Origin of the sequence: Chelatococcus caeni, assembly GCF_014196925.1 — a bacterium.
GTDB lineage: Bacteria > Pseudomonadota > Alphaproteobacteria > Rhizobiales > Beijerinckiaceae > Chelatococcus_A > Chelatococcus_A caeni.
Map to the genome: position 1 here is coordinate 39,100 of NZ_JACIEN010000006.1, position 20,426 is coordinate 59,525.

Genomic DNA, 20,426 nt, shown 5'->3' on the forward strand with positions numbered 1-20,426 from the left:
GCGGGATGCTCAGCCCGGGTTGAAGGTGGTCGCGCCGAGACGGTGGCGCAGCTCGATGCAGTGGAACTGCGCGAAGACCTGCGTCAGCCAGTCCCGCAGGCAGCTGCGGGCCACCATGGAGGGCAGGCCGTGTTCGGCGTCGGTCCCCTCGACGAGCCCGAGCCGCATGCGTTCCAGCCGGCGCAGGATGGAGGGTGCGAGCGGGGGGATCGCTAGGCAATGCTCGAAACGCGCGAAGGCCGAGCCGGCCGCCTCGCAGATGTGCTCGTTGAGCACGACGATGGTCTCCGCCGGATTGATGCGGGCGCGCAGCTGCGCGGCATGGACGTCGAGCTCCTCGAGCGAACTTCCGTGCAGCAGCAGCACCAGCCTGAAGTCGCGCAGGGCGGCTTCCGAGGCGAAGTCCATCTGCTCCATGAGGTCGAGGAACGGCTCGTAGGAGCCGTGCCACAGGTCGACGATACGCGCTTCCGGCCCCGCCTGCAGCATGCCCTCGAACAGCCGCATCTGTCCGGCGGTGGTGGAGAGGTTGACGATCTCGGCCGCGCCGTTGGTTGTCGCAGTCAGCTCCGCATCGTGCGGGTTGAGGTCGAAGGCCAGGGGCGGTGGCCCGTTCGCCCGGCAGAACTCCAGGAAGAGTCGCGCGGAGAGGGTCTTGCCGGCGTGCGCCAGAGGCCCGCAGGCGATGAAGATGGGCGTCCAGCCACTCATGAGGACGTGCCGCATTGGGGCTTCCAACTGGTTGCGCCGGTCCCGCTCAGGCTTTCGCCGAGCGGGCCGTCATGATGTCGTGGAAATGCACGCGGTCGAATTCCGCGCAGACGGCCCGCAGCCAGGTGCGGACATAGCCGCGCAGCACGAAGGAATAGCCGGCCTCCTCGCCGTCGCGCGTCCTGTCGGCGACGAAGGTGGAAAAGCTGGTTCCCGCGAGCTCCACCTGCTCGTAGGCCATCTCGTTGAGCTTCGGGATGGTGATCTCGCCCGCGCATTTGACCTTGCCGAAATAGGCCTTCGACGTCGTCGGGCTCCAGTCGAAGAAGGTCGTGTCGTTCATCTTGTTCTTCACCAGGAAATAATGGGCGTCATCCGTGAAGGGAGCGGTCTCGGCGATCTCGTCCAGCGAGGCGATGGACGGCCCGAGGACATGCAGGATGATGAAATTGAAGCGCTTTTCGGCCACCGCCTCGAGAAAGCCCATGTCACGCAGGGCGGCGAGGGTGCGGACCATCTGTCCGGCGCACACGTCGATGACGCTTGCCTTGACGTCGGTGCGCGAGAGCGTGTCGACGATGCGCATCTGGCCGGTCGTCTGGGTCAGGTCGACGATCTCGCTGATATCAGGGTGAAAACGCTGCAGCGTGCCGCGTGGGGCCTCGGTGTCGAAGGCGCGTGGCAGGACACTGCGCTCGTTGAGATAGTCGAGAAGGCTGCGGCACGTCGTGGTCTTGCCGACGCCGCCCTTGTCGGCGCCGACCAGGATAACCGTGTGTTTCATGAAAAACCCCACTGAAAAGAAAGGCTTGTGAAAAAGGACCGTGTGAAAGCAAAGGCATTATTCACGCAATGGTTGTGACACGTCAAGAATGCAATTTCAGTGGCAGGGTGCTGCTGCGGCGCCGGTTCATCATGTACCGGTAATCTCGCCGCTCTAGCAGGGCCTGCAGCGCCGCCATGGCGCATCATCGCAGCAGGCTGAACATGCGGATAACCGTTCATTATCGGCTCGTCCTGGTGTTGTCGGGGCTCGGCGTCGTGGCTTCGCTCGCCACCCTGCCGGTGACCTTCGTCCTCCATGGCGAGATTGCCGACCTGCCGCCCCGGCCGGTGCTGGTCGCCGGGATGATGCTGCAGGCATCGGTCGTCTTCGCGCTCGCCGCTCACCTCGGCCTGAGGGCCGCCGCACGCGTCGGGCTTCCCGGAGCGCCGCTGCTGGTGGCGCTGGCCGGCGGGCGGCCCGCGCCTCTTGCGGACGCGCGTCTTGGCCGGGCGGTGGCGGCCGGGCTCTGTACCGGCCTTCTGGTGGTGGCTGCGGATGTGCTCCTCTTCCGCGGCATTCTGCCGCCGTCGGCGGCCGCCTTCGGCGAGGTCGTCCTGTGCAAGCGTCTCCTCGCCGGTCTTCTCTATGGCGGCCTCGCCGAGGAGATCCTGCTGCGCCTCTTCCTCTTGTCCGCGCTCGTCTATCTTCTTGCGCGGGGCTGGCGCGCAGGCGCGCGGGCAGGGGCCGCGCCGATCGTCCTCGCCATCGTGATAGCGGCCCTGGTCTTCGGCCTCGGCCATCTGCCGGCGACGGCGGCCCTCGTCCCGCTGACGCCGGCGATCATCCTGCGTGCCTTGCTGCTCAACGGCCTCGTGGGTGTCGTCTGCGGGCTCATCTACGTCCGGCGGGGGCTGGAGGCCGCGATGGCCGCCCATGCGGCCGCGCATCTTCCCCTGCAGATCGCGCCGATGCTGCTCATGTCCTGAGGGCGGGCGCCTCATCGTGCAGGAGATGTTCAGCCCTTCACGCGTGCTGCACGCCGCGCCTCTGCGGGCGGGCGGTGATGCGATAGACCGCCGCCGGTGGCACGTTGCGCACGGTACGGCCGAGGAGCGTCGCCTTGAGGCCGAGCCGGTCGAGGATGGTCCGCGGCACGGGGCAGCGCATGCCGTAGGTGAACTGGTAGAAGGCGCCCTGCGGCCTGAGGTGACGAAAGGCGCCGTCGAGAACGGCCATGACCTTGCGCGGCGACAGGTTGAGCAGCGGCAGGCCGCTGACGACGGCCCCGGCCGGACGTCCGTCGAACAGCTCGACCTGGGCAAGGCGGGCCGCGTCCATCCACAGCACCCGGGCCCTGCCGAAGCGCGCCTGCAGCAGGCGGGCGAAATCGGAGCCGTATTCGACGAGAACGAGGTCGCGGGCGTCGACGCCGCGGGCGAGGATCGCCTCGGTGAAGGCGCCGGTGCCGGGGCCGAGCTCGATGATGGGGGCCGAGCCCGGCCCGATCTCGCGCGTGATGAGCTCGGCGAGTGCGGGGCCGGATGGCGCAACGGCACCGACATGGACCGGGTCGGCGCACCAGGCGCGCAGGAACTGGACGAGATCGGACGGACGGGCGACGGACATGGCTTGCGACGATCCTTCCTATGGCGGGCCCCATGCGCTTGTCGCCGGCCCGGATTGTGGAAGCATGACGCCCGCCCGGATCAGTCCTCCGGCTGCGGCAGGGTGATGCGGAAGCAGGCGCCGCCGCCGGGCGCATCGACGACGGCGATGGTGCCGTCGTGCAGACGCACGATCTCGACGACGAGATGCAGCCCGAGGCCGGTGCCGTGCGAGCGCGTGTCGAGGCGCTGGAAAGGCTCGAAGATCTGCTCGCGCTGGGCCGCAGGGATGCCGTTGCCGTCGTCCGCGATCTCGACGATGCCGCCTTCGGCAACTGTTATGGTGATGAGGCCGGGCCGGCCGGCATGGTCGATGGCGTTCTGCACGAGATTGGTCAACGCCCGCGCCAGCCCGAGCGGGTCGCCACGCACCTTCATCGTCTTCACACGCGCCTCGAACGACAGCTCGAAGCCCGCGGCGATGGCGAGCGGGGCAAGGTCGGCGGCGACCTCGCGCGCCAGGGCGACGAGGTCGAGGGTCGTCATGGCACAGGGCGCCGCATCGATGCGCTGCAGGTCCAATAGCTGGCCCGCGAGGTTGGAGAGGCGGGCAGCGTCGGCGAGCAGGCGCTGCCGCTGCGGGCTGTCGTCGAGCGCCTCGAGCCGCGTCGTCAGGATGGCGATGGGCGTGCGCAGCTCGTGCGCGGCATCGACGAGGAACCGCTGGCGCCGCTCGTAGCCGTCGTCGAGACGGGCGAGGGCGTCGTTGACGGCCGTGACGAGCGGCACGACCTCGGCCGGCACGCCGTCGAGCGGCAGGCGCCCGCCGCGCCGGCCGGCGTCGATCTGGCGCGCCTTCTCGGCGACGGTCCTCAGGCCGGACAGCGCCCGGCCGACGACGAGCGGCGTTGCGGTCAGCGTCGCCAGTGCCATGACGAGGACGATGGGCAGGACGATCCCGGCGACGCTGATCGCGACCGCCCAGACGACGCGTCGCAGGGGGATGTAGCTGCCGGGTCCGGTCAGCACCTGCACGCGTCCGGCGGCCGTGTCCATCTGCTTCAGGCGGGCGATCTGCCGTGGCGGATCGCCGAGGTTCCAGCCGAAGCGGGCCTGGCCGACCCCCATGGCGACGGCGCCGATGCGCGCATATTCCTCCGGCACCCGTCCTTCGGAGAGGATGATGCCATCCTTGTCGCGCACGACGAACCACAGATCGGGCGAGCGCCGTCGCAAGTCGGCGAGCTGCCGCGTCGGACGAAGGACGAGGCCGCCGCCGCTGTCGCGCCCGAGGGCATGGGCCACCGCCTCGAGGATCGCGTCCTCGGGCTCGAGCTTGCTGGCGAAGTGGCCGCCCAGCCAGAGCGCGAGGAAGGCCGCGACGACGACGAGCGCGATGACGGCGGCCTGCACCGCGATGAGCCGCGTCACCAGGCGCCGCTTGAGCGAATGGCGCGTTCCGCCCCTCATGTGGCGGGCCGCAGCAGGTAGCCGACGCCGCGGACATTGTGGATCTCGAGCCCCGCCCCGGCTTCGGTCAGCTTGCGGCGCAGGCGCGAGACATGGGCATCGAGCGCGTTGGACTGGATCTCGTCGCTGTAGCCGTAGACCGCTTCCTCGAGCACGGCGCGCATCACGGTGCGGCCGGCACGGCGCAGCAGCGTCTCGAGCACCAGGAGCTCACGGCGCGGCAGGTCGAGGCGCGCGCCCCCGACGTTCGCCTCGCGATGCTCGGTGTCGAAGGTCAGATGGCCGATGCGCAGCGAGCGCTGCGAGACGGCGCCCGGCCGGCGCAGGATGGCACGCAGGCGCGCCAGCAGTTCCTCGACGGCGAAGGGCTTGGGCACATAATCGTCGGCGCCGGCGTCGAGGCCGGCAATCCGGTCCTCGATGTCGCCGCGGGCTGTCAGCACGATGACCGGCAGATGGCGCAACGCCTCGCGTTCGCCGCTCCTGAGCCCGCGGACGAGGTCGAGGCCTTCGCCGTCCGGCAGGCGACGGTCGACGAGAACGGCGTGGTGCACGTCGCCCGCCAGCGCCTCGCGCGCCTCGGCGAGGCTCGTCACGTGATCGAGCACGATGTCGTGGCGCTGCAGGGCCGACGCCAGGGCGCCGGCCATCTCGACCTCATCTTCGACGAGCAGGATCCGCAATGGTCGCTCCGCTGTGCCGGACCATCATCTGTGAGCGGCGATCATTGCGGAAGCGTTGCGCCGCGCGGGTCCTGCCGTGCCCGGAATGAAAAAGGGCCGCGCGTGGCGGCCCTTCGCTCGTCCCGGCCGGCAGGCGCGGCTCACGCGGCCGTCGCGAGCGCGGCGGCCTCCAGCGCCACGGCGGCGGATTGGATGATGGCGGCGAAGCGCACCGCCGTCTGCACGGTGGCCGTCGGCAGGCCGGCATCCTTGAGCACCTTCTCGTGCGCGTCGATGCACATGCCGCAGCCGTTGATGGCCGAGACGGCCAGGGACCACAGCTCGAAATCGACCTTGTCGACGCCCGGGTTGCCGATGACGTTCATGCGCAGCTTCGCCGGCAGGGTGCCGTATTCCTTGTTCGAGGCAAGGTGCACGAAGCGGTAGTAGACGTTGTTCATCGCCATGATCGAGGCGGCGGCGCGGGCGGCGTCGAGTGCCACCGGCGACAGCTTGGCCTTGGCCTCGGCCTCGCAGGCGGCGGCCACCGCGGCGTTGCGGGTGGCGATGCCGCAGGCGAGGATGAGGCCGTATTTCTGCTGCTCGCTCAGGGTTTCGTCCTGCGCCAGCGACGAGAGGTTGAGCCGCACGTCCTTGGCGAAGTCGGGGATCTTGCTCTTCAGCGTGTCGAACGACATCGATTGCGTCCTTGGCTTCAAGGGCGGGTGAGGGCCGGGCATGCTCGCCCGGCCCCGCGGCTCACGCGGCCTTCAGCGTGGCGCCACCGACCTCGCGGTTGCAGGGGCAGAGCTCGTCCGTCTGCAGGGCGTCGAGAACGCGCAGCGTGTCCTTGGGGTTGCGGCCGACGTTGAGGTTGGTCGCATAGACGTGCTGGATGGTGTTCTCGTTGTCGACGATGAAGGTGTAGCGGTAGGCGACACCGTCCGGCGAGCGCACGCCGAGCCCGTCGACCAGCGAGCCATTGGTGTCGGCGAAGGACCAGATCGGCAGCTTGTCGAGGTCGGGATGGGCGCGGCGCCAGGCGAGCTTCACGAACTCGTTGTCCGTCGAGCCGCCGAGGACGACGCAGTCACGGTCCGCGAACTCGCCGGCGAGGCGGGCGAACTCGGCGATCTCGGTCGGGCACACGAAGGTGAAGTCCTTCGGATAGAAGAAGATCACCTTCCACTTGCCGGCAAAGCTCTCGTCCGTGATCGTCTCGAAGGCGCTCTGGCCGTTCTCTTCGTGGTTGTTGAAGCCGGGCTTGACGCCGGTGACGCTGAACGAGGGGAGCTTGTCGCCGATTCCGAGCATGTCGCTTCTCCGCAAAGCAGTGGCCGCGCTGCGCCTGCCGCGCCCGCGCCGCCGAGGGAAAATTGGCTGGAAGGAGCCGTGGATACGGCTCCTGTGCATCGCACAAATCATGCACTGCGCCGCGACAATAGCCGCCCGGCGGCGAATGTAAATTGCGCAGGCCGCATGGCGGGCCCGGTGCGACGAATGGCTCGGGATTGGCCGTTTCCCTCCCCCCTTGCGGGGGAGGGTAGGGAGGGGGGTGGTGCAGCCCGGATGATCGCTGTGCTCTTGCGTCGCGGACCCCCACCCCCACCCCTCCCCACAAGGGGGAGGGGGGCGGCCCCGTCCCTCTATTCCCCCATCGCGATCAGGCTGGCATTGCCGCCGGCCGCCGCGGTGTTGATCGTGACCGTCTGCTCGGTGGCGAAGCGCAGCAGGTAGTGCGGCCCGCCGGCCTTCGGCCCGGTTCCGGAGAGGCCGTGGCCGCCGAAGGGCTGGGTGCCGACCACCGCGCCGATCATGTTGCGGTTGACGTAGACGTTGCCCGTCTCGAGCCGTGCGACGATCTGCGCGACCGTGTCCTCGATGCGCGAGTGGATGCCGAGCGTCAGGCCGTAGCCCGTCGCATCGATGGCGGCGATCACGTCGCCGAGCTTGTTCGCCCTGTAGCGCACGACGTGCAGGATGGGGCCGAAGACCTCCTCCTTGAGGTCGCGCGCGCTGGCGAGCTCGAAGACGTGCGGGCCGACGTAGGTGCCGGGCGCCGGGCCGGGTATGGCAAGATGCGTGCGGGCGCTCGCCTTCATCGCCTTGGCATGGGCCTCGAGCTTCTCCTTGGCCTCGGCGTCGATCACGGGCCCCACATGGACGGATGGATCGCGCGGATCGCCCACCTTGAGCTCGCGCGCGGCGCCCACCACCATCTCGATCATCCGGTCGGCGACATCCTCCTGCACGCACATGAGCCGGAGCGCCGAGCAGCGCTGGCCGGCGGAGCGGAAGGCGGACATGACGACGTCGTCGGCCACCTGCTCGGGCAGAGCGGTCGCGTCGACGATCATGGCATTGATGCCGCCCGTCTCGGCGATGAGCGGCACGATCGGCCCGTCCTTGGCGGCAAGCGTGCGGTTGATGATGCGCGCGACCTCGGTCGAGCCGGTGAAGACGACGCCGGCGACGGCCGGGTGGGCGACGAGCCGGGCGCCGATGCGTCCGTCGCCGGGCACGAAGTGGAGGGCGCTCTTCGGCACGCCGGCCTCGTGCAGCAGCTTCACCGCCTCGCAGGCGATGACGGGCGTCTGCTCGGCCGGCTTGGCGACGACCGAATTGCCGGCGACGAGCGCCGCCGTCACCTGCCCGAGGAAGATGGCGAGCGGGAAGTTCCAAGGCGAGATGGCGACGAAGGGGCCGCGCCCGCGCAGCACGAGGCGGTTCTCTTCGCCCGTCGGGCCCGGCATCACCGTGCCCTCGCCGAAGAGCCGCTCGGCCTGGCGCGCGTAATAGCGGCAGAAGTCGACCGCCTCGCGCAGGTCCGCCACTGCGTCGTCGAGCGTCTTGCCGGCTTCGACCTGCAGCAGGTTGAGGAACAGCCCGCGCCGCGCCTCCAGCAGGTCGGAGGCCTTGCGGATGGCTTCGGCGCGCGTCGCGGCGGGCGTTGCCGCCCAGGCACTAAACCCGGCCTTCGCTGCCGCCATCGCCGCATCGGCGGCAGCCTCGTCCGCATCCTCCACGACACCGGCGACGGTCCTGCCGTCGATGGGGCTGACGATTTCGCGCCGCGTGCCGGGCCGGGCTTCGCCATCGACGAGGGCGCGTGCGGGGGCCGACGGCAGCCCCGCCTTCTTCAGATCGTCCATGAGACGGGCGAACTCCTCCGCGTGGCCGAATTCGACGCCGGCGGAATTGACGCGGGAGCCATAGAGCGCCGCCGGCAAGGGCAGGCGCGGGTGGGCGGCGGCCTCGGGCGTGCCGATGATCGCGGCCGGCCGCCTGAGGATCTCGGCGATCGGCACGTTCGGGTCCGCGGCAACGGAGACGAAGGAGGAATTGGCGCCGTTCTCGAGCAGGCGGCGCACCAGATAGGCGAGGAGGTCGCGGTGCCCGCCGACCGGCGCATAGGTGCGGCAGGCGGTGCCGGGCACGGCCTCGAACAGCTTGCCGTAGAGCGCCTCGCCCATGCCGTGCAGGCGCTGGAACTCGAAGCCCTCCGTGTTGCCGGCAAGCTCGACGATGCTGGCGACGGTAAGCGCGTTGTGGGTGGCGAACTGCGGGAAGATGCGCGGGCGCAAGGCGAGCAGCTTCTCGGCGCAGGCCATGTAGTTGAGGTCCGTCATCGCCTTGCGGGTGAAGACGGGATAGCCGGCGAGGCCGCGCTCCTGCGCGCGCTTGACCTCGGTGTCCCAGTAGGCGCCCTTGACGAGGCGCACCATGAAGCGGCGGTCATGGCGCTCGGCGAGTTCGGCGATCCAGTCGATCACGGCTGCGGCGCGCTTCTGGTAGGCCTGGATGGCGAGGCCGAAGCCGTCCCAGCCGGCGAGGGAGGGAGCGGCGGCGACGGCGGCGATGACGTCGAGCGACAGCTCCAGCCGGTCCGCCTCCTCGGCGTCGATGGTGAAGTTGAGGTCGTAGCCCTTGGCCTTCTCGGCGAGCGCGATCACCTGCGGCACGAGCTCGGCCATCACCCGCGCGTGGCTCACCGCCTCGTAGCGGGGGTGCAGCGCCGAGAGCTTGACGGAGATGCCCGGACGGTTCGGCAGCGGCTCGTTGCCCGCGGCCCGGCCGATGGCGTCGATGGCATCGGCATAGGAGCGCCAGTAGCGGTCGGCATCCTCCTGCGTGCGTGCGCCCTCGCCCAGCATGTCGAAGGAGTAGCGGTAGATGCGGCCGGCGCCCGACTGGGCGCGCTTCAGCGCCTCCTCGATGGTCTGGCCGAGCACGAAGTGGTTGCCGAGCACCCGCATGGCCTGGCGCGTCGCCGTGCGAACCGCCGGCAGGCCGATGCGCTTGGCGAGCTGGCCGAGGATGCCCTCGGGCGTCTCGCCGGGCTGGATGATGCGTGCCGTGACGCCGAGCGCCCAGGCCGAGGCCGAGACGAGGAAGGCGTCGGACTTCGCCTCGTGGCGGGCGAAGTCGCCCTGGCCGAGCTTGTCCTCGATCAGCCGGTCGGCGGTGACGCTGTCGGGCACGCGCAGCAACGCTTCCGCCAGAACCATCAGCGCGAGGCCCTCGCGCGTCGACAACGAATATTCGCGCAGCAGCTCCTCGACGCCGCCGAGGCCGCCGCTCTTGGAGCGGATGGCCTCGATGAGGCTTCCCGCCAGCGTGTCGATGCGACGCTCGCGTTCCGGCGCCAGCGCGGCCCCGGCCATGAGGTCGCGGGCGATCGCCGCATCCTCGGGCGCGAAGGGGGCCCGGAAGGGCGGCAGGGCGGGGTCTGGCTGGCTGCTGGCGGAAGAGGCGGAACGCATCGACGATCAACTCCTTGAGAGATCGTCAGGATAACGCGGATATCGCCGTGGTTCGATTTGACGAAAGCGGGAATCGGCAGCAGGAATCACTATGAGAAGAGATTTAGATAGTGAGAGTGATAAGTGCTCGACCGGACTGACAAGCGCATCCTCGCCGTCCTGCAGGCGGACGGGCGCATCGCCACCGTGGAGCTCGCCGAGCGAATCGGCCTGTCGCCGACCGCGACGAGCGAGCGGCTGAAGCGCCTGACGCGCGAGGGCTACATCACCGGCTACGGCGCGCGGCTCGACCCGCGCAAGCTCGGCCTCGAGCTGATGGTCTTCGTCGAGGTGTCTCTCGACAAGACGACACCCGACATCTTCGAGCGTTTCGCCGAGGCCGTGCGCCGTGCGCCGGAGGTGCTGGAATGCCACATGGTTGCCGGCGGCTTCGACTATCTCGTCAAGACGCGCGTCGCCGACATGGCGGCCTACCGCCGCTTCCTCGGCGACGTGCTGCTGTCGCTGCCCGGCGTCACCGAGACGCGCACCTATGCCGTCATGGAGGAGGTGAAGAGCGACGGCGCGCTGCCGGTGGCATAGCCGGCCGGGCGGAGGGCGCCACCCGTCGCGAAACGTTAGGAAAAGATACGCTTTGTGACCGGCTGGCCGGCCATCGTCCTTGACAGGCGCGGCGGTGCCGTCACGATCAGCAGGAAGGAGCTCTTTCGCCGGTTTCGTTCCGGTACGAATATTGCTTCGACAACGATGACGCGCCTTACGCGTCCGCACGCTTCCAGTCTGGAGTCCGTCCGATGTCCCTTCCGTCCGTGTTGAGCCCCCTCGGTCAGTGCCGGCGTACCGCCTTGAGGACCTTCGCCGGCGTCTTCGCCGGTGCCGCCGCGCTCTGGGCGGGCGCCGCGGCGGCGCAGACGCCCCTGCGTTTCACGCTCGACTGGCGGTTCGAGGGGCCGGCGGCGCCGTTCCTGGTCGCCATCGACAAGGGCTATTTCAAGGACGAGGGGCTGGACGTCACCATCGACACCGGCAACGGCTCGCGCGAGGCCATCCCGCGTGTCGCCTCGGGCACCTATGACATGGGCTTCGGCGACATCAACTCGCTGGTGCGCTTCCGCGACGAGAACCCCAATGTCGACGTGAAGGCGGTGATGATGGTCTACGACCGGCCGCCCTTCTCCATCATCGGCCGCAAGAGCCGCGGCATCTCCACCGATCCCAGGAGCCTCGAGGGCAAGACCTTCGGCGCCCCGGTCGCCGACGGCGCCTTCGCCCAGTGGCCGATCTTCAAGCAGGTCAACGGGCTCGACGATTCCAAGATGAAGTTCGAGAACGTCGGCTTCCCGGTGCGCGAGCCCATGCTCGCCTCGGGCGAGGTCGACGCCATCTTCGGCTTCGCCATGTCGTCGCTCATCAACCTGAAGTCGCGCGGCGTCGCCGTGGACGATATCGTCGTCATGCTGATGGGCGACTACGGCGTCGAGCTCTACGGCAACGCCATCATGGTCTCGGCCAAGTTCGCCGAGGAGAAGCCGGAGGCGGTGAAGGGCTTCCTGCGCGCCTTCGTGCGCGGCCTCAAGGACACCGTCGCCAATCCCTCCGCCGCGGTCGACAGCGTCATCAAGCGCAACGACGTCGCCAAGAAGGAGGTGGAGCTCGAGCGCCTGCAGATGAACCTGGCCCAGAACGTCATCACGCCCTGGGTCAAGGAGAACGGCTTCGGCGGCATCGACGCGACGCGGTTCGAGAAGGCGCTGGAGCAGATCGGCCTCACCTTCACCTTCAAGAACAAGCCGGTTGCCGGCGACATCTTCGTCGACACCTACCTGCCCCCGCACGCCGAGCGGATGATCGACTGACCGTTCCGTCGCGTCGTCCGCCTCGCCCGGCCGCCGTCTCCCGGCGGCCGGCTCCGGGGCCAAGGGAAAGGTGACCCGCTTGAATGCTTTCGTCGCCCTGAAGGACGTCACCCACGCCTATGGCAGCGGTGACGGCTTTCCTGCCGTCGAGCACCTGTCGCTCTCCATCGCCGAGGGCGAGTTCGCCGCCGTCGTCGGCCCCTCCGGTTGCGGCAAGTCCACGCTGATGAAGCTCGCCACGGGCCTGCAGTTCCCGCGCGCCGGCACCATCCTCGTCGGCGGCGCGCCAGTGACGCAGCCGGTGCGGATCGCCGGCATGGCCTTCCAGAACCCGACGCTGCTGCCCTGGCGCACCACGCTCGAGAACCTGCTCCTGCCGCTCGAGATCGTCGAGCCGCACCGCAGCCGGCTCAAGCGCGAGCGCGGCAGCTATGTCGCCAAGGCCGAGCGCCTGCTCGCCCAGGTCGGGCTCAAGGGCCAGGGCGGGAAATATCCGTGGGAGCTTTCGGGCGGCATGCAGCAGCGCGCCTCCCTGTGCCGGGCGCTCATCCACGAGCCGCGGCTCCTCCTCCTCGACGAGCCCTTCGGCGCGCTCGACGCCTTCACGCGCGAGGAGCTGTGGTGCGTCATCCGCGACCTGCACGCCGAGCGCCGGATGACGGTGGTGCTCGTCACCCACGACCTGCGCGAGGCCACCTTCCTCGCCGACCGCATCTTCTGCATGAGCGCCCGCCCCGGCCGCATCGTCGCCGAGCGCGTGGTCGACTTTCCCCGTCCGCGCGACCTCGAGGTCACCTACACCAAGGCGTTCATCGACATCGTGCACGAGCTGCGCGGTCACATCGCCGATGCGAGGAAGACAGCATGAGCGCCGAGGCCGACACCGTCTCCGCTGCCGCCGAGGCCGATGCACGTGCCGTGCGTGACGCCGCCGCGCGCGCCCGGGCGTCGCAGGCGCGCCGGCTCATGCTGGCGCCCTGGCTCTGCACAATCGGCTTCTTCCTGCTGTGGGAGGTGTTCTGCCGCGTCTTCCGCGTCTCCTCCTACGTGCTGCCGGCGCCGAGCGACATCCTCGACGCGACCATCGCCTATTGGTGGCCGCTCCTGTTCCATTCCTTCCACACGCTGTGGATGACCACGGCCGGATTCATCCTCGCCATCGTCTTCGGCCTCGTGCTCGGGCTGGCGCTCGGTGCCTCGCGCTTCGTCCACGCCGGGCTCTATCCGCTCCTCGTCGGCTTCAACGCCATTCCCAAGGTGGCGGTGGTGCCGATCCTCGTCATCTGGTTCGGCGTCGGCTGGCTGCCGGCGGTGCTCACCGCCTTCATGATCTCCTTCTTCCCCATCGTCGTGAATGTCGCCACCGGCCTCGCCACCATCGAGCCGGAGGTGGAGGACGTGCTCAGGGCGCTCGGCGCGAGGAAGCTCGACATCATGCTGAAGGTGGGCGTGCCGCGCTCGCTGCCCTACTTCTTCGGCTCGCTGAAGGTGGCGATTACGCTCGCCTATGTCGGCTCGGTGATCGCGGAGTACAACGCCTCGCGCAACGGCATCGGCAACCTGATGGCGCGCGCCAGCGCGGACTTCAACGTACCGCTGCTCTTCGCCGCCCTCATCGCGCTCGCGGTCCTCGGCATCATGATCTACGCCGTGATGGCCTGGCTGGAGCGGCGCATGACCGGCTGGGCCCAGCGCTCGCAGTTCGCCGCCTGATCGTCCGGCGCCCCCGGCCGGCATGGTGATTTTGCGGCGCTTTGCCTATAAACACGGCACGTCCCACATGAGGGTGCCGATGCTGCCCGATATTCGCGACTATGATGCGCTCGTTGCCGGCTTCCGCTGGCGTATTCCCGAGCGCTACAACATCGGCGTCGATTGCTGTGACCGCTGGGCGGCGGCGGATCCCGAGCGGCCGGCCATCCTCGACGTCGCCCGCGACGGCACGGTCGAAGCCCTGACCTATGGCACCCTGCGGCGCCACTCGAATCGTCTCGCCCATGCGCTCGGCCGCCGCGGCATCGCGGCCGGTGACCGGGTGGCGATCCTCCTGCCGCAGTCGCAGCAGGTGGCGATCGCCCACATCGCCATCTACAAGCTCGGCGCCATTGCCCTGCCGCTCGCCATGCTCTTCGGCGTCGACGCGCTGAGCTACCGCCTCGCGGATGCGGGCGCCCGCGCCGTCATCACCAATGCCGCCGGCCTTGCGACGCTCAAGGCCATCGACGTGCCGCTGCCCGACCTCGCCGTGATCGTCAGCACCGACGGACCGGACGGCGCCGCGATCGGCTTCGACAAGATGCTCGCGGAGGCGGGCGAGGATTTCGCGCCGCGCGACACGGGGCCGGACGACCCGGCCATGATGATCTATACCTCGGGCACCACCGGCAATCCCAAGGGCGCCCTGCACGGCCATCGCGTGCTGCTCGGGCACCTGCCGGGCGTGGAGATGCCGCACGAGTTCCTGCCCCGGCCGGGCGACAGGCTGTGGACGCCGGCCGACTGGGCCTGGGCGGGCGGCCTGCTCAACGTGCTGCTGCCGGGCCTGCACCACGGCGTGCCGGTGGTGGCGCGCAAGTTCGAGAAGTTCGACCCGGAAGAAGCCTTCGACCTCATGGCGCGCCTTGAGGTGCGCAACACCTTCATCCCGCCGACGGCGCTCCGGATGCTGCGCAGCGTGCCGCGGCCCGGCGCGCGCTTCGACCTCAGCCTGCGCACCCTCGCCTCGGGCGGGGAGGCGCTGGGGGAGGCGACCTTCGTCTGGGGGCGGGAGGAGCTCGGGCTCACCATCAACGAGTTCTACGGCCAGACGGAGTGCAACCTGGTGCTTGCCTCCTGCGCCGCGATCGGCGTCTCGCGTGCGGGGGCCATCGGCAAGCCGGTGCCCGGCCACGCCGTGGCGGTCATCCGGCCGGACGGTACGCGCTGCGAGCCGGGGGAACTCGGGCAGATCGCCGTGCTGCGGCCCGATCCGGTGATGTTCCTCGAATACTGGCGCCGGCCCGAGGCGACGCGCGACAAGTTCGTCGGCGACTGGATGACGACGGGCGACCAGGGCAGCGTGGACGACGACGGCTATGTCCACTTCGTCGGCCGCGACGACGACGTCATCACCTCGGCCGGCTATCGCATCGGCCCGGGCGAGATCGAGGATTGCCTCATCAAGCACGAGGCTGTCTCCCTCGCGGCCGTGGTCGGCAAGCCGGATCCGGTGCGCACGGAGATCGTCAAGGCCTTCATCGTGCTGCGCGACGGCTACGCACCGTCCGAGGCGCTCGTCGCCGACATCAAGGCCTTCGTGCGCGAGCGCCTGTCGGCCCACGAATACCCGCGCGAGATCGCCTTTCGCGACGAGCTGCCGCTGACGACGACGGGCAAGGTGATCCGCCGGCTGCTGCGGTCCGAGGCCTGACGCAAGACGTCTCAACACAAAAGGCCGCCCCTCGGGGCGGCCTTTCAAAAGCGCGTGGAGAGAGTGCTCAGTGCACCAGCGCGTCGCGCAGCTCGGTGAGCTGGGAGAGGCGCTCGGCAGCCGCCTGGCGGGCCTGGTCGGTCTTGGCGTCGGCCACGTCTTCCTCGGCATCACGGACGTGCTGGGCGAGCGTCTCGGCATCCAGCTCCTCCATCGGCAGCGCCACCTCGGCGAGGATGGTGAGGCCATCCGGGCCGACATCGGCGAAGCCGCCGCGCACGAAGAGGCGGCGCACGGCGCCCTTGCCCTCGCTGACGGCGACGACGCCGGGCTTGAGCACGGCCATCACCGGCGCGTGGCCGGCCATCACCGTCATCTCACCCTCGCTCGAGGGCACGACGACGCTCTCGACCTCGCCGGAGAAGAGAAGCCGCTCGGGCGAGACGAGCTCGAACGTAAAGGTCGCCATGTCGATCTGTCTCCGAAACCGGAACTTGGGGCCGCCAGGCCCGGCCGGGGCAGGATGCCGCGGCCGGGGCTTGAAGCTTACGCGGCTTCGGCGGCGAGGCGCTTGGCCTTCTCGACCGCCTGCTCGATCGTGCCGACCATGTAGAAGGCGGCCTCCGGCAGGTGGTCATAGGCGCCTTCGCACAGGCCCTTGAAGCCCTTGATGGTGTCCTCGATGGCGACGAGCTGGCCCGGCGCACCGGTGAACACCTCGGCGACGAAGAACGGCTGCGACAGGAAGCGCTCGATCTTGCGGGCGCGCGCCACCGTGAGCTTGTCCTCTTCCGAGAGCTCGTCCATGCCGAGAATGGCGATGATGTCCTGCAGCGACTTGTAGCGCTGCAGAATCTGCTGCACCTGGCGGGCCACCTGGTAGTGCTCGTCGCCGACAATGCGCGGGTCGAGCATGCGCGAGGTGGAGTCGAGCGGGTCGACCGCCGGGTAGATGCCCTTCTCGGAGATGGCGCGCGACAGCACGGTCGTGGCGTCGAGGTGGGCGAAGGACGTGGCCGGCGCCGGATCGGTCAGGTCGTCGGCCGGCACGTAGATGGCCTGCACCGAGGTGATCGAGCCCTTCGTCGTCGTCGTGATGCGCTCCTGCAGGGCGCCCATGTCGGTGGCGAGCGTCGGCTGGTAGCCCACCGCCGAGGGGATGCGGCCGAGAAGCGCCGACACCTCGGAGCCCGCCTGCGTGAAGCGGAAGATGTTGTCGACGAAGAACAGCACGTCCTGGCCCTTGTCGCGGAAGTGCTCGGCGACGGTGAGGCCGGTGAGCGCGACGCGGGCGCGGGCGCCGGGCGGCTCGTTCATCTGGCCGTAGACGAGGGCGCACTTGGAGCCGGCCGTCGAGCCGCCGTGCTCCTTCGGGTCCTTGTTCACGCCCGATTCGATCATCTCGTGGTAGAGGTCGTTGCCCTCACGCGTGCGCTCGCCGACGCCGGCGAACACCGAATAGCCGCCGTGGGCCTTGGCGACGTTGTTGATGAGCTCCTGGATGAGCACCGTCTTGCCGACGCCGGCGCCGCCGAAGAGGCCGATCTTGCCGCCGCGGGCGTAGGGGGCGAGCAGGTCGATGACCTTGATGCCGGTGACGAGGATCTGCGCCTCGGTCGACTGCTCGGCATAGCTCGGGGCCGGCTGGTGGATGGCGCGCGTATCCTCGGCCGGGACGGGGCCGGCCTCGTCCACCGGCTCGCCGATGACGTTCATGATGCGGCCGAGCGTGCCGTCGCCGACCGGCACCTTGATCGGGGCGCCGGTGTCCGTCACTGCCTGGCCGCGCACGAGACCCTCGGAAGTGTCCATCGCGATGCAGCGCACGGTGCTCTCGCCGAGCTGCTGCGCCACCTCGAGCACGAGCCGGTTGCCCTGGTTCGTCGTCTCGAGGGCGTTCAGGATCTCCGGCAGGTGCCCGTCGAACTGCACGTCGACCACCGCGCCGATGACCTGGGTGATGCGTCCGACCGCCTTGTCGCTCGCCTTGTTCGCCATTTTCTAAACCCTCACGGTCCGATCAGAGCGGGGCCTCAAAGAGCCTCGGCGCCCGAGATGATTTCGATGAGTTCCTTGGTGATCATCGCCTGACGCGTCCGGTTGTAGGTCAGCGTCTGCTTCTTGATCATTTCGCCGGCATTGCGCGTCGCGTTGTCCATGGCGGACATGCGCGCGCCCTGCTCGGAGGCGCCGTTCTCGAGCAGCGCCCGGAAGATCTGCACCGAGACGTTGCGCGGCAGGAGCGCGGCGAGGATCTCCTCCTCGCCCGGCTCGTAGTCGTAGACGGCATCGAGGCCGGTCGCCGCCTTCGTCTCGCCGTCGAACTCGGCCGGGATGATCTGCTGCGCCGTCGGCACCTGGGAGATCACCGACTTGAACTTGCTGTAGAACAGCGTCGCCACGTCGAACTCGCCGGCGTCGAACATCTGCAGGACCTTGCGGCCCACGGCGTCGGCGTTCTCGAAGCCGATCTGGCGCACCGAGCGCAGCTCGATGAGCTCGATGATCTGGTCCCTGAACTGCCGGCGCAGGATGTCGTAGCCCTTCTTGCCGACGCACAGGATCTTCACCGTCTTGCCCTGCGCCATCAGCGCATTGGCCTTGTCGCGGGCAAGACGCGCGATGGAGCTGTTGAAGGCGCCGCACAGGCCGCGCTCGGCCGTGCAGACGATCAAGAGATGCGTCTCGTCACGGCCCGTGCCGGCGAGAAGGCGCGGCGCGCCTTCCGTCACCGTCATGCGCGAGGCGAGGTTGGCGAGGACCGTCTCCATGCGCTCGGCATAGGGACGGGCAGCCTCGGCCGCCGTCTGGGCACGGCGCAGCTTGGCTGCCGCCACCATCTGCATGGCCTTGGTGATCTTCTGCGTCGCCTTCACCGAGGCGATGCGGTTGCGCAGATCCTTCAAGCTCGGCATGACGAGCGCCTATTCCCCGTTGCTGCGATGGCAGGTGCGGCTCAAGCGGACGCCCCTCAGGCGAACGTCTTGGCGAAGGCCTCGACGACGTCCTTGAGCTTGGCGGCCGTCTCGTCGGACAGGTCCTTCGAGGAGCGGATCGCATCGAGGATGTCGGTGTGCTTGGCGCGCAGGACGCCGAGCAGCCCTTCCTCGAAATCGCGCACCCGGTTGACCGGCAGCGGATCGAGGTAGCCGTTGACGCCGGCGTAGATCACGCAGACCTGCTCTTCCATCTTCAGCGGCGAGAACTGCGGCTGCTTCAGGAGCTCGGTGAGGCGCGCGCCGCGGTTGAGCAGGCGCTGGGTCGTGGCGTCGAGGTCGGAGCCGAACTGCGCGAAGGCCGCCATTTCGCGGTACTGCGCGAGCTCGCCCTTGATCTTGCCGGCGACCTTCTTCATCGCCTTGGTCTGGGCGGAGGAGCCGACGCGCGACACCGAGAGGCCGACGTTCACGGCCGGGCGGATGCCCTGGTAGAACAGGTCGGTCTCGAGGAAGATCTGGCCGTCGGTGATCGAGATGACGTTCGTCGGGATGTAGGCCGACACGTCGTTCGCCTGCGTCTCGATGACCGGCAGGGCGGTGAGCGAGCCGTTGCGGTTCTCGTCGTTCATCTTCGCCGCGCGCTCGAGGAGGCGCGAGTGGAGGTAGAACACGTCACCCGGATAGGCCTCGCGGCCCGGCGGGCGGCGCAGCAGCAGCGACATCTGGCGGTAGGCGACGGCCTGCTTGGACAGGTCGTCATAGACGATCACGGCATGCATGCCGTTGTCGCGGAAGAACTCGCCCATGGCGCAGCCCGAGAACGGCGCCAGGAACTGCATCGGCGCCGGGTCGGAGGCGGTGGCGGCGACGATGATCGAATATTCGAGCGCGCCGTTCTCCTCCAGCACCTTCACGAACTGGGCGACGGTGGAGCGCTTCTGGCCGACGGCGACATAGACGCAGTAGAGCTTCTGGCTCTCGTCGCCGGTCGCGTGCAGCGGCTTTTGGTTGAGGATGGTGTCGAGGGCGATCGCCGTCTTGCCGGTCTGGCGGTCGCCGATGATCAGCTCGCGCTGGCCGCGGCCGATCGGGATGAGCGCGTCGATCGACTTGAGGCCGGTCGCCATCGGCTCGTGCACGGACTTGCGCGGAATGATGCCCGGCGCCTTGACGTCCACGCGGCGGCGCTCGTCGGCCTGGATCGGGCCCTTGCCGTCGATCGGGTTGCCGAGCGCGTCGACGACGCGGCCGAGCAGGCCCTTGCCCACCGGCACGTCCACGATGGCGCCGGTGCGCTTCACCGTCTGGCCTTCCGCGATCTCGCGGTCGGAGCCGAAGATGACGATGCCGACGTTGTCGGCTTCGAGGTTCAGGGTCATGCCGCGCACGCCCGACTCGAACTCGACCATCTCGCCGGCCTGCACGTTGTCGAGGCCGTAGCAACGGGCGATACCGTCACCGACCGACAGAACCTGGCCGACCTCGGTGACCTCGGCCTCGGAGCCGAAGTTCTTGATCTGCTCCTTGAGGATTGCGGAAATTTCCGCGGCGCGGATGTCCATCAGCCGACCTCTTTCATGGCGAAACGGATCGAATTCAGTTTGTAGCGAAGGCTCGCATCGACCATGCGGCTGCCCAGCTTGACGATGAGACCGCCGAGGATGGCGGGATCAATCTTGACGTCGAGGGCGATCTCGCCCCCGGCAACGGCCTTGACCGCCGCCTTGATCTCGTCGAGCGCCTTCTGCGAGGGCGCCTCGGCGAGGGTGACCTCGGCGTGCACGATGCCCTTCTCGCGGGCGACGAGCGCGCTGTAGGCGCGCACCATGTCGCGGACCGCGAAGAGGCGACGTTTCGACGCAACGAGGCGGATGAAATTGGCGGCGAGCCCACCGATGCCGGCCTTGGCGAGAACGGCGGCCACGCCCCGCTCCTGCTCCTCCGCGCCGAACGCGGGGCTCGTCACGAGGCGGGCAAGGTCCGGGCTCTCGGCCACGAGCGCATTGAAGCGCTTGAGGTCGCTCTCGACGGCGTCGAGGCTGCCGGCTTCCTTGGCCAGGTCGAACAGCGCCGAGGCATAGCGCCCGGCAACTCCTGCTATGATAGTTCCGCCTTGAGCCACAGGGCTTCTCTCTTGCTCTCAAGAACCAACGGTCGTCACCGATCGCCTCGGCGGCGCCTGATCCTTCGCGCGGGGACACGGAAATGGCGAGGACAGACACGATCTGCCCGGAAGGCGCCGGTGC

General features: G+C 69.0%; 19 protein-coding genes. 6 read left to right on the forward strand and 13 right to left on the reverse strand.

Annotation, left to right across the window (positions count from 1 at the left end; translation table 11 throughout):
• Positions 1–9: 9 nt before the first annotated feature.
• A complete protein-coding gene (locus GGR16_RS20325; protein ID WP_183317813.1) occupies positions 10–726 on the reverse strand; it encodes a hypothetical protein in 717 nt (238 codons plus the stop codon).
• A 31-nt stretch (positions 727–757) separates the two neighbouring features.
• Positions 758–1,495: a P-loop NTPase family protein gene (locus GGR16_RS20330; protein ID WP_019402479.1), complete on the reverse strand. Its 738-nt coding sequence runs from the start codon at positions 1,493–1,495 to the stop codon at positions 758–760.
• Between the two features lie 203 nt (positions 1,496–1,698).
• On the opposite strand from GGR16_RS20330, the gene GGR16_RS20335 reads away from it, so the two are divergent.
• The gene (locus tag GGR16_RS20335) at positions 1,699–2,463 is read left to right on the forward strand and encodes a CPBP family glutamic-type intramembrane protease (RefSeq protein WP_183317814.1); all 765 of its coding nucleotides are present in this window, start codon (positions 1,699–1,701) and stop codon (positions 2,461–2,463) included.
• A gap of 37 nt (positions 2,464–2,500) precedes the next feature.
• Here GGR16_RS20335 and GGR16_RS20340 read toward each other — a convergent pair whose 3' ends face one another.
• From GGR16_RS20340 to putA, 6 genes are all read right to left on the reverse strand, one after another.
• A complete protein-coding gene (locus GGR16_RS20340; protein WP_183317815.1) occupies positions 2,501–3,103 on the reverse strand; it encodes a class I SAM-dependent methyltransferase in 603 nt (200 codons plus the stop codon).
• A gap of 80 nt (positions 3,104–3,183) precedes the next feature.
• Entirely contained in the window at positions 3,184–4,551 is a 1,368-nt protein-coding gene (locus GGR16_RS20345) for a sensor histidine kinase (protein ID WP_183317816.1), read from the reverse strand.
• On the reverse strand, positions 4,548–5,234 hold the full coding sequence (locus GGR16_RS20350) for a response regulator transcription factor (protein ID WP_019402475.1): 687 nt from the start codon (positions 5,232–5,234) through the stop codon (positions 4,548–4,550). Before GGR16_RS20350 ends, GGR16_RS20345 begins: the two co-directional genes overlap by 4 nt.
• A gap of 140 nt (positions 5,235–5,374) precedes the next feature.
• Positions 5,375–5,911, reverse strand: a complete 537-nt coding sequence (gene ahpD, locus GGR16_RS20355; RefSeq protein WP_183317817.1) for an alkylhydroperoxidase, AhpD family — start codon at positions 5,909–5,911, stop codon at positions 5,375–5,377.
• A 61-nt stretch (positions 5,912–5,972) separates the two neighbouring features.
• Positions 5,973–6,527, reverse strand: coding sequence for a peroxiredoxin (locus GGR16_RS20360; protein ID WP_019402473.1), 555 nt, complete (start codon positions 6,525–6,527; stop codon positions 5,973–5,975).
• Between the two features lie 332 nt (positions 6,528–6,859).
• Positions 6,860–9,976: a bifunctional proline dehydrogenase/L-glutamate gamma-semialdehyde dehydrogenase PutA gene (gene putA, locus GGR16_RS20365; RefSeq protein ID WP_183317818.1), complete on the reverse strand. Its 3,117-nt coding sequence runs from the start codon at positions 9,974–9,976 to the stop codon at positions 6,860–6,862.
• Positions 9,977–10,099: 123 nt separating this feature from the next.
• Between putA and GGR16_RS20370 the strand changes: the two genes are divergently transcribed.
• The 5 genes from GGR16_RS20370 (at position 10,100) to GGR16_RS20390 (ending at position 15,241) form a co-directional block, all read left to right on the forward strand.
• A complete protein-coding gene (locus GGR16_RS20370) occupies positions 10,100–10,558 on the forward strand; it encodes an Lrp/AsnC ligand binding domain-containing protein (RefSeq protein WP_183317819.1) in 459 nt (152 codons plus the stop codon).
• A gap of 212 nt (positions 10,559–10,770) precedes the next feature.
• Positions 10,771–11,832, forward strand: a complete 1,062-nt coding sequence (locus GGR16_RS20375; RefSeq protein WP_246373217.1) for an ABC transporter substrate-binding protein — start codon at positions 10,771–10,773, stop codon at positions 11,830–11,832.
• Positions 11,833–11,911: 79 nt separating this feature from the next.
• The gene (locus tag GGR16_RS20380; RefSeq protein ID WP_183317821.1) at positions 11,912–12,700 is read left to right on the forward strand and encodes an ABC transporter ATP-binding protein; all 789 of its coding nucleotides are present in this window, start codon (positions 11,912–11,914) and stop codon (positions 12,698–12,700) included.
• 98 nt (positions 12,701–12,798) lie between these two features.
• Positions 12,799–13,545: an ABC transporter permease gene (locus GGR16_RS20385; protein ID WP_040404703.1), complete on the forward strand. Its 747-nt coding sequence runs from the start codon at positions 12,799–12,801 to the stop codon at positions 13,543–13,545.
• Positions 13,546–13,624: 79 nt separating this feature from the next.
• A complete protein-coding gene (locus tag GGR16_RS20390; RefSeq protein ID WP_183317823.1) occupies positions 13,625–15,241 on the forward strand; it encodes an acyl-CoA synthetase in 1,617 nt (538 codons plus the stop codon).
• A gap of 67 nt (positions 15,242–15,308) precedes the next feature.
• On the opposite strand, the gene GGR16_RS20395 is transcribed toward GGR16_RS20390, so the two are convergent.
• From GGR16_RS20395 to GGR16_RS20415, 5 genes are all read right to left on the reverse strand, one after another.
• Positions 15,309–15,710: a F0F1 ATP synthase subunit epsilon gene (locus tag GGR16_RS20395; RefSeq protein ID WP_019402740.1), complete on the reverse strand. Its 402-nt coding sequence runs from the start codon at positions 15,708–15,710 to the stop codon at positions 15,309–15,311.
• Between the two features lie 77 nt (positions 15,711–15,787).
• A complete protein-coding gene (atpD, locus tag GGR16_RS20400; protein WP_019402739.1) occupies positions 15,788–17,239 on the reverse strand; it encodes a F0F1 ATP synthase subunit beta in 1,452 nt (483 codons plus the stop codon).
• Positions 17,240–17,274: 35 nt separating this feature from the next.
• Complete coding sequence (locus GGR16_RS20405; RefSeq protein ID WP_019402738.1) at positions 17,275–18,156, reverse strand: F0F1 ATP synthase subunit gamma; 882 nt, start codon at positions 18,154–18,156, stop codon at positions 17,275–17,277.
• Positions 18,157–18,212: 56 nt separating this feature from the next.
• A complete protein-coding gene (gene atpA, locus GGR16_RS20410) occupies positions 18,213–19,742 on the reverse strand; it encodes a F0F1 ATP synthase subunit alpha (protein ID WP_019402737.1) in 1,530 nt (509 codons plus the stop codon).
• Positions 19,742–20,302: a F0F1 ATP synthase subunit delta gene (locus GGR16_RS20415; protein ID WP_183317825.1), complete on the reverse strand. Its 561-nt coding sequence runs from the start codon at positions 20,300–20,302 to the stop codon at positions 19,742–19,744. Before GGR16_RS20415 ends, atpA begins: the two co-directional genes overlap by 1 nt.
• Positions 20,303–20,426: the final 124 nt, after the last annotated feature.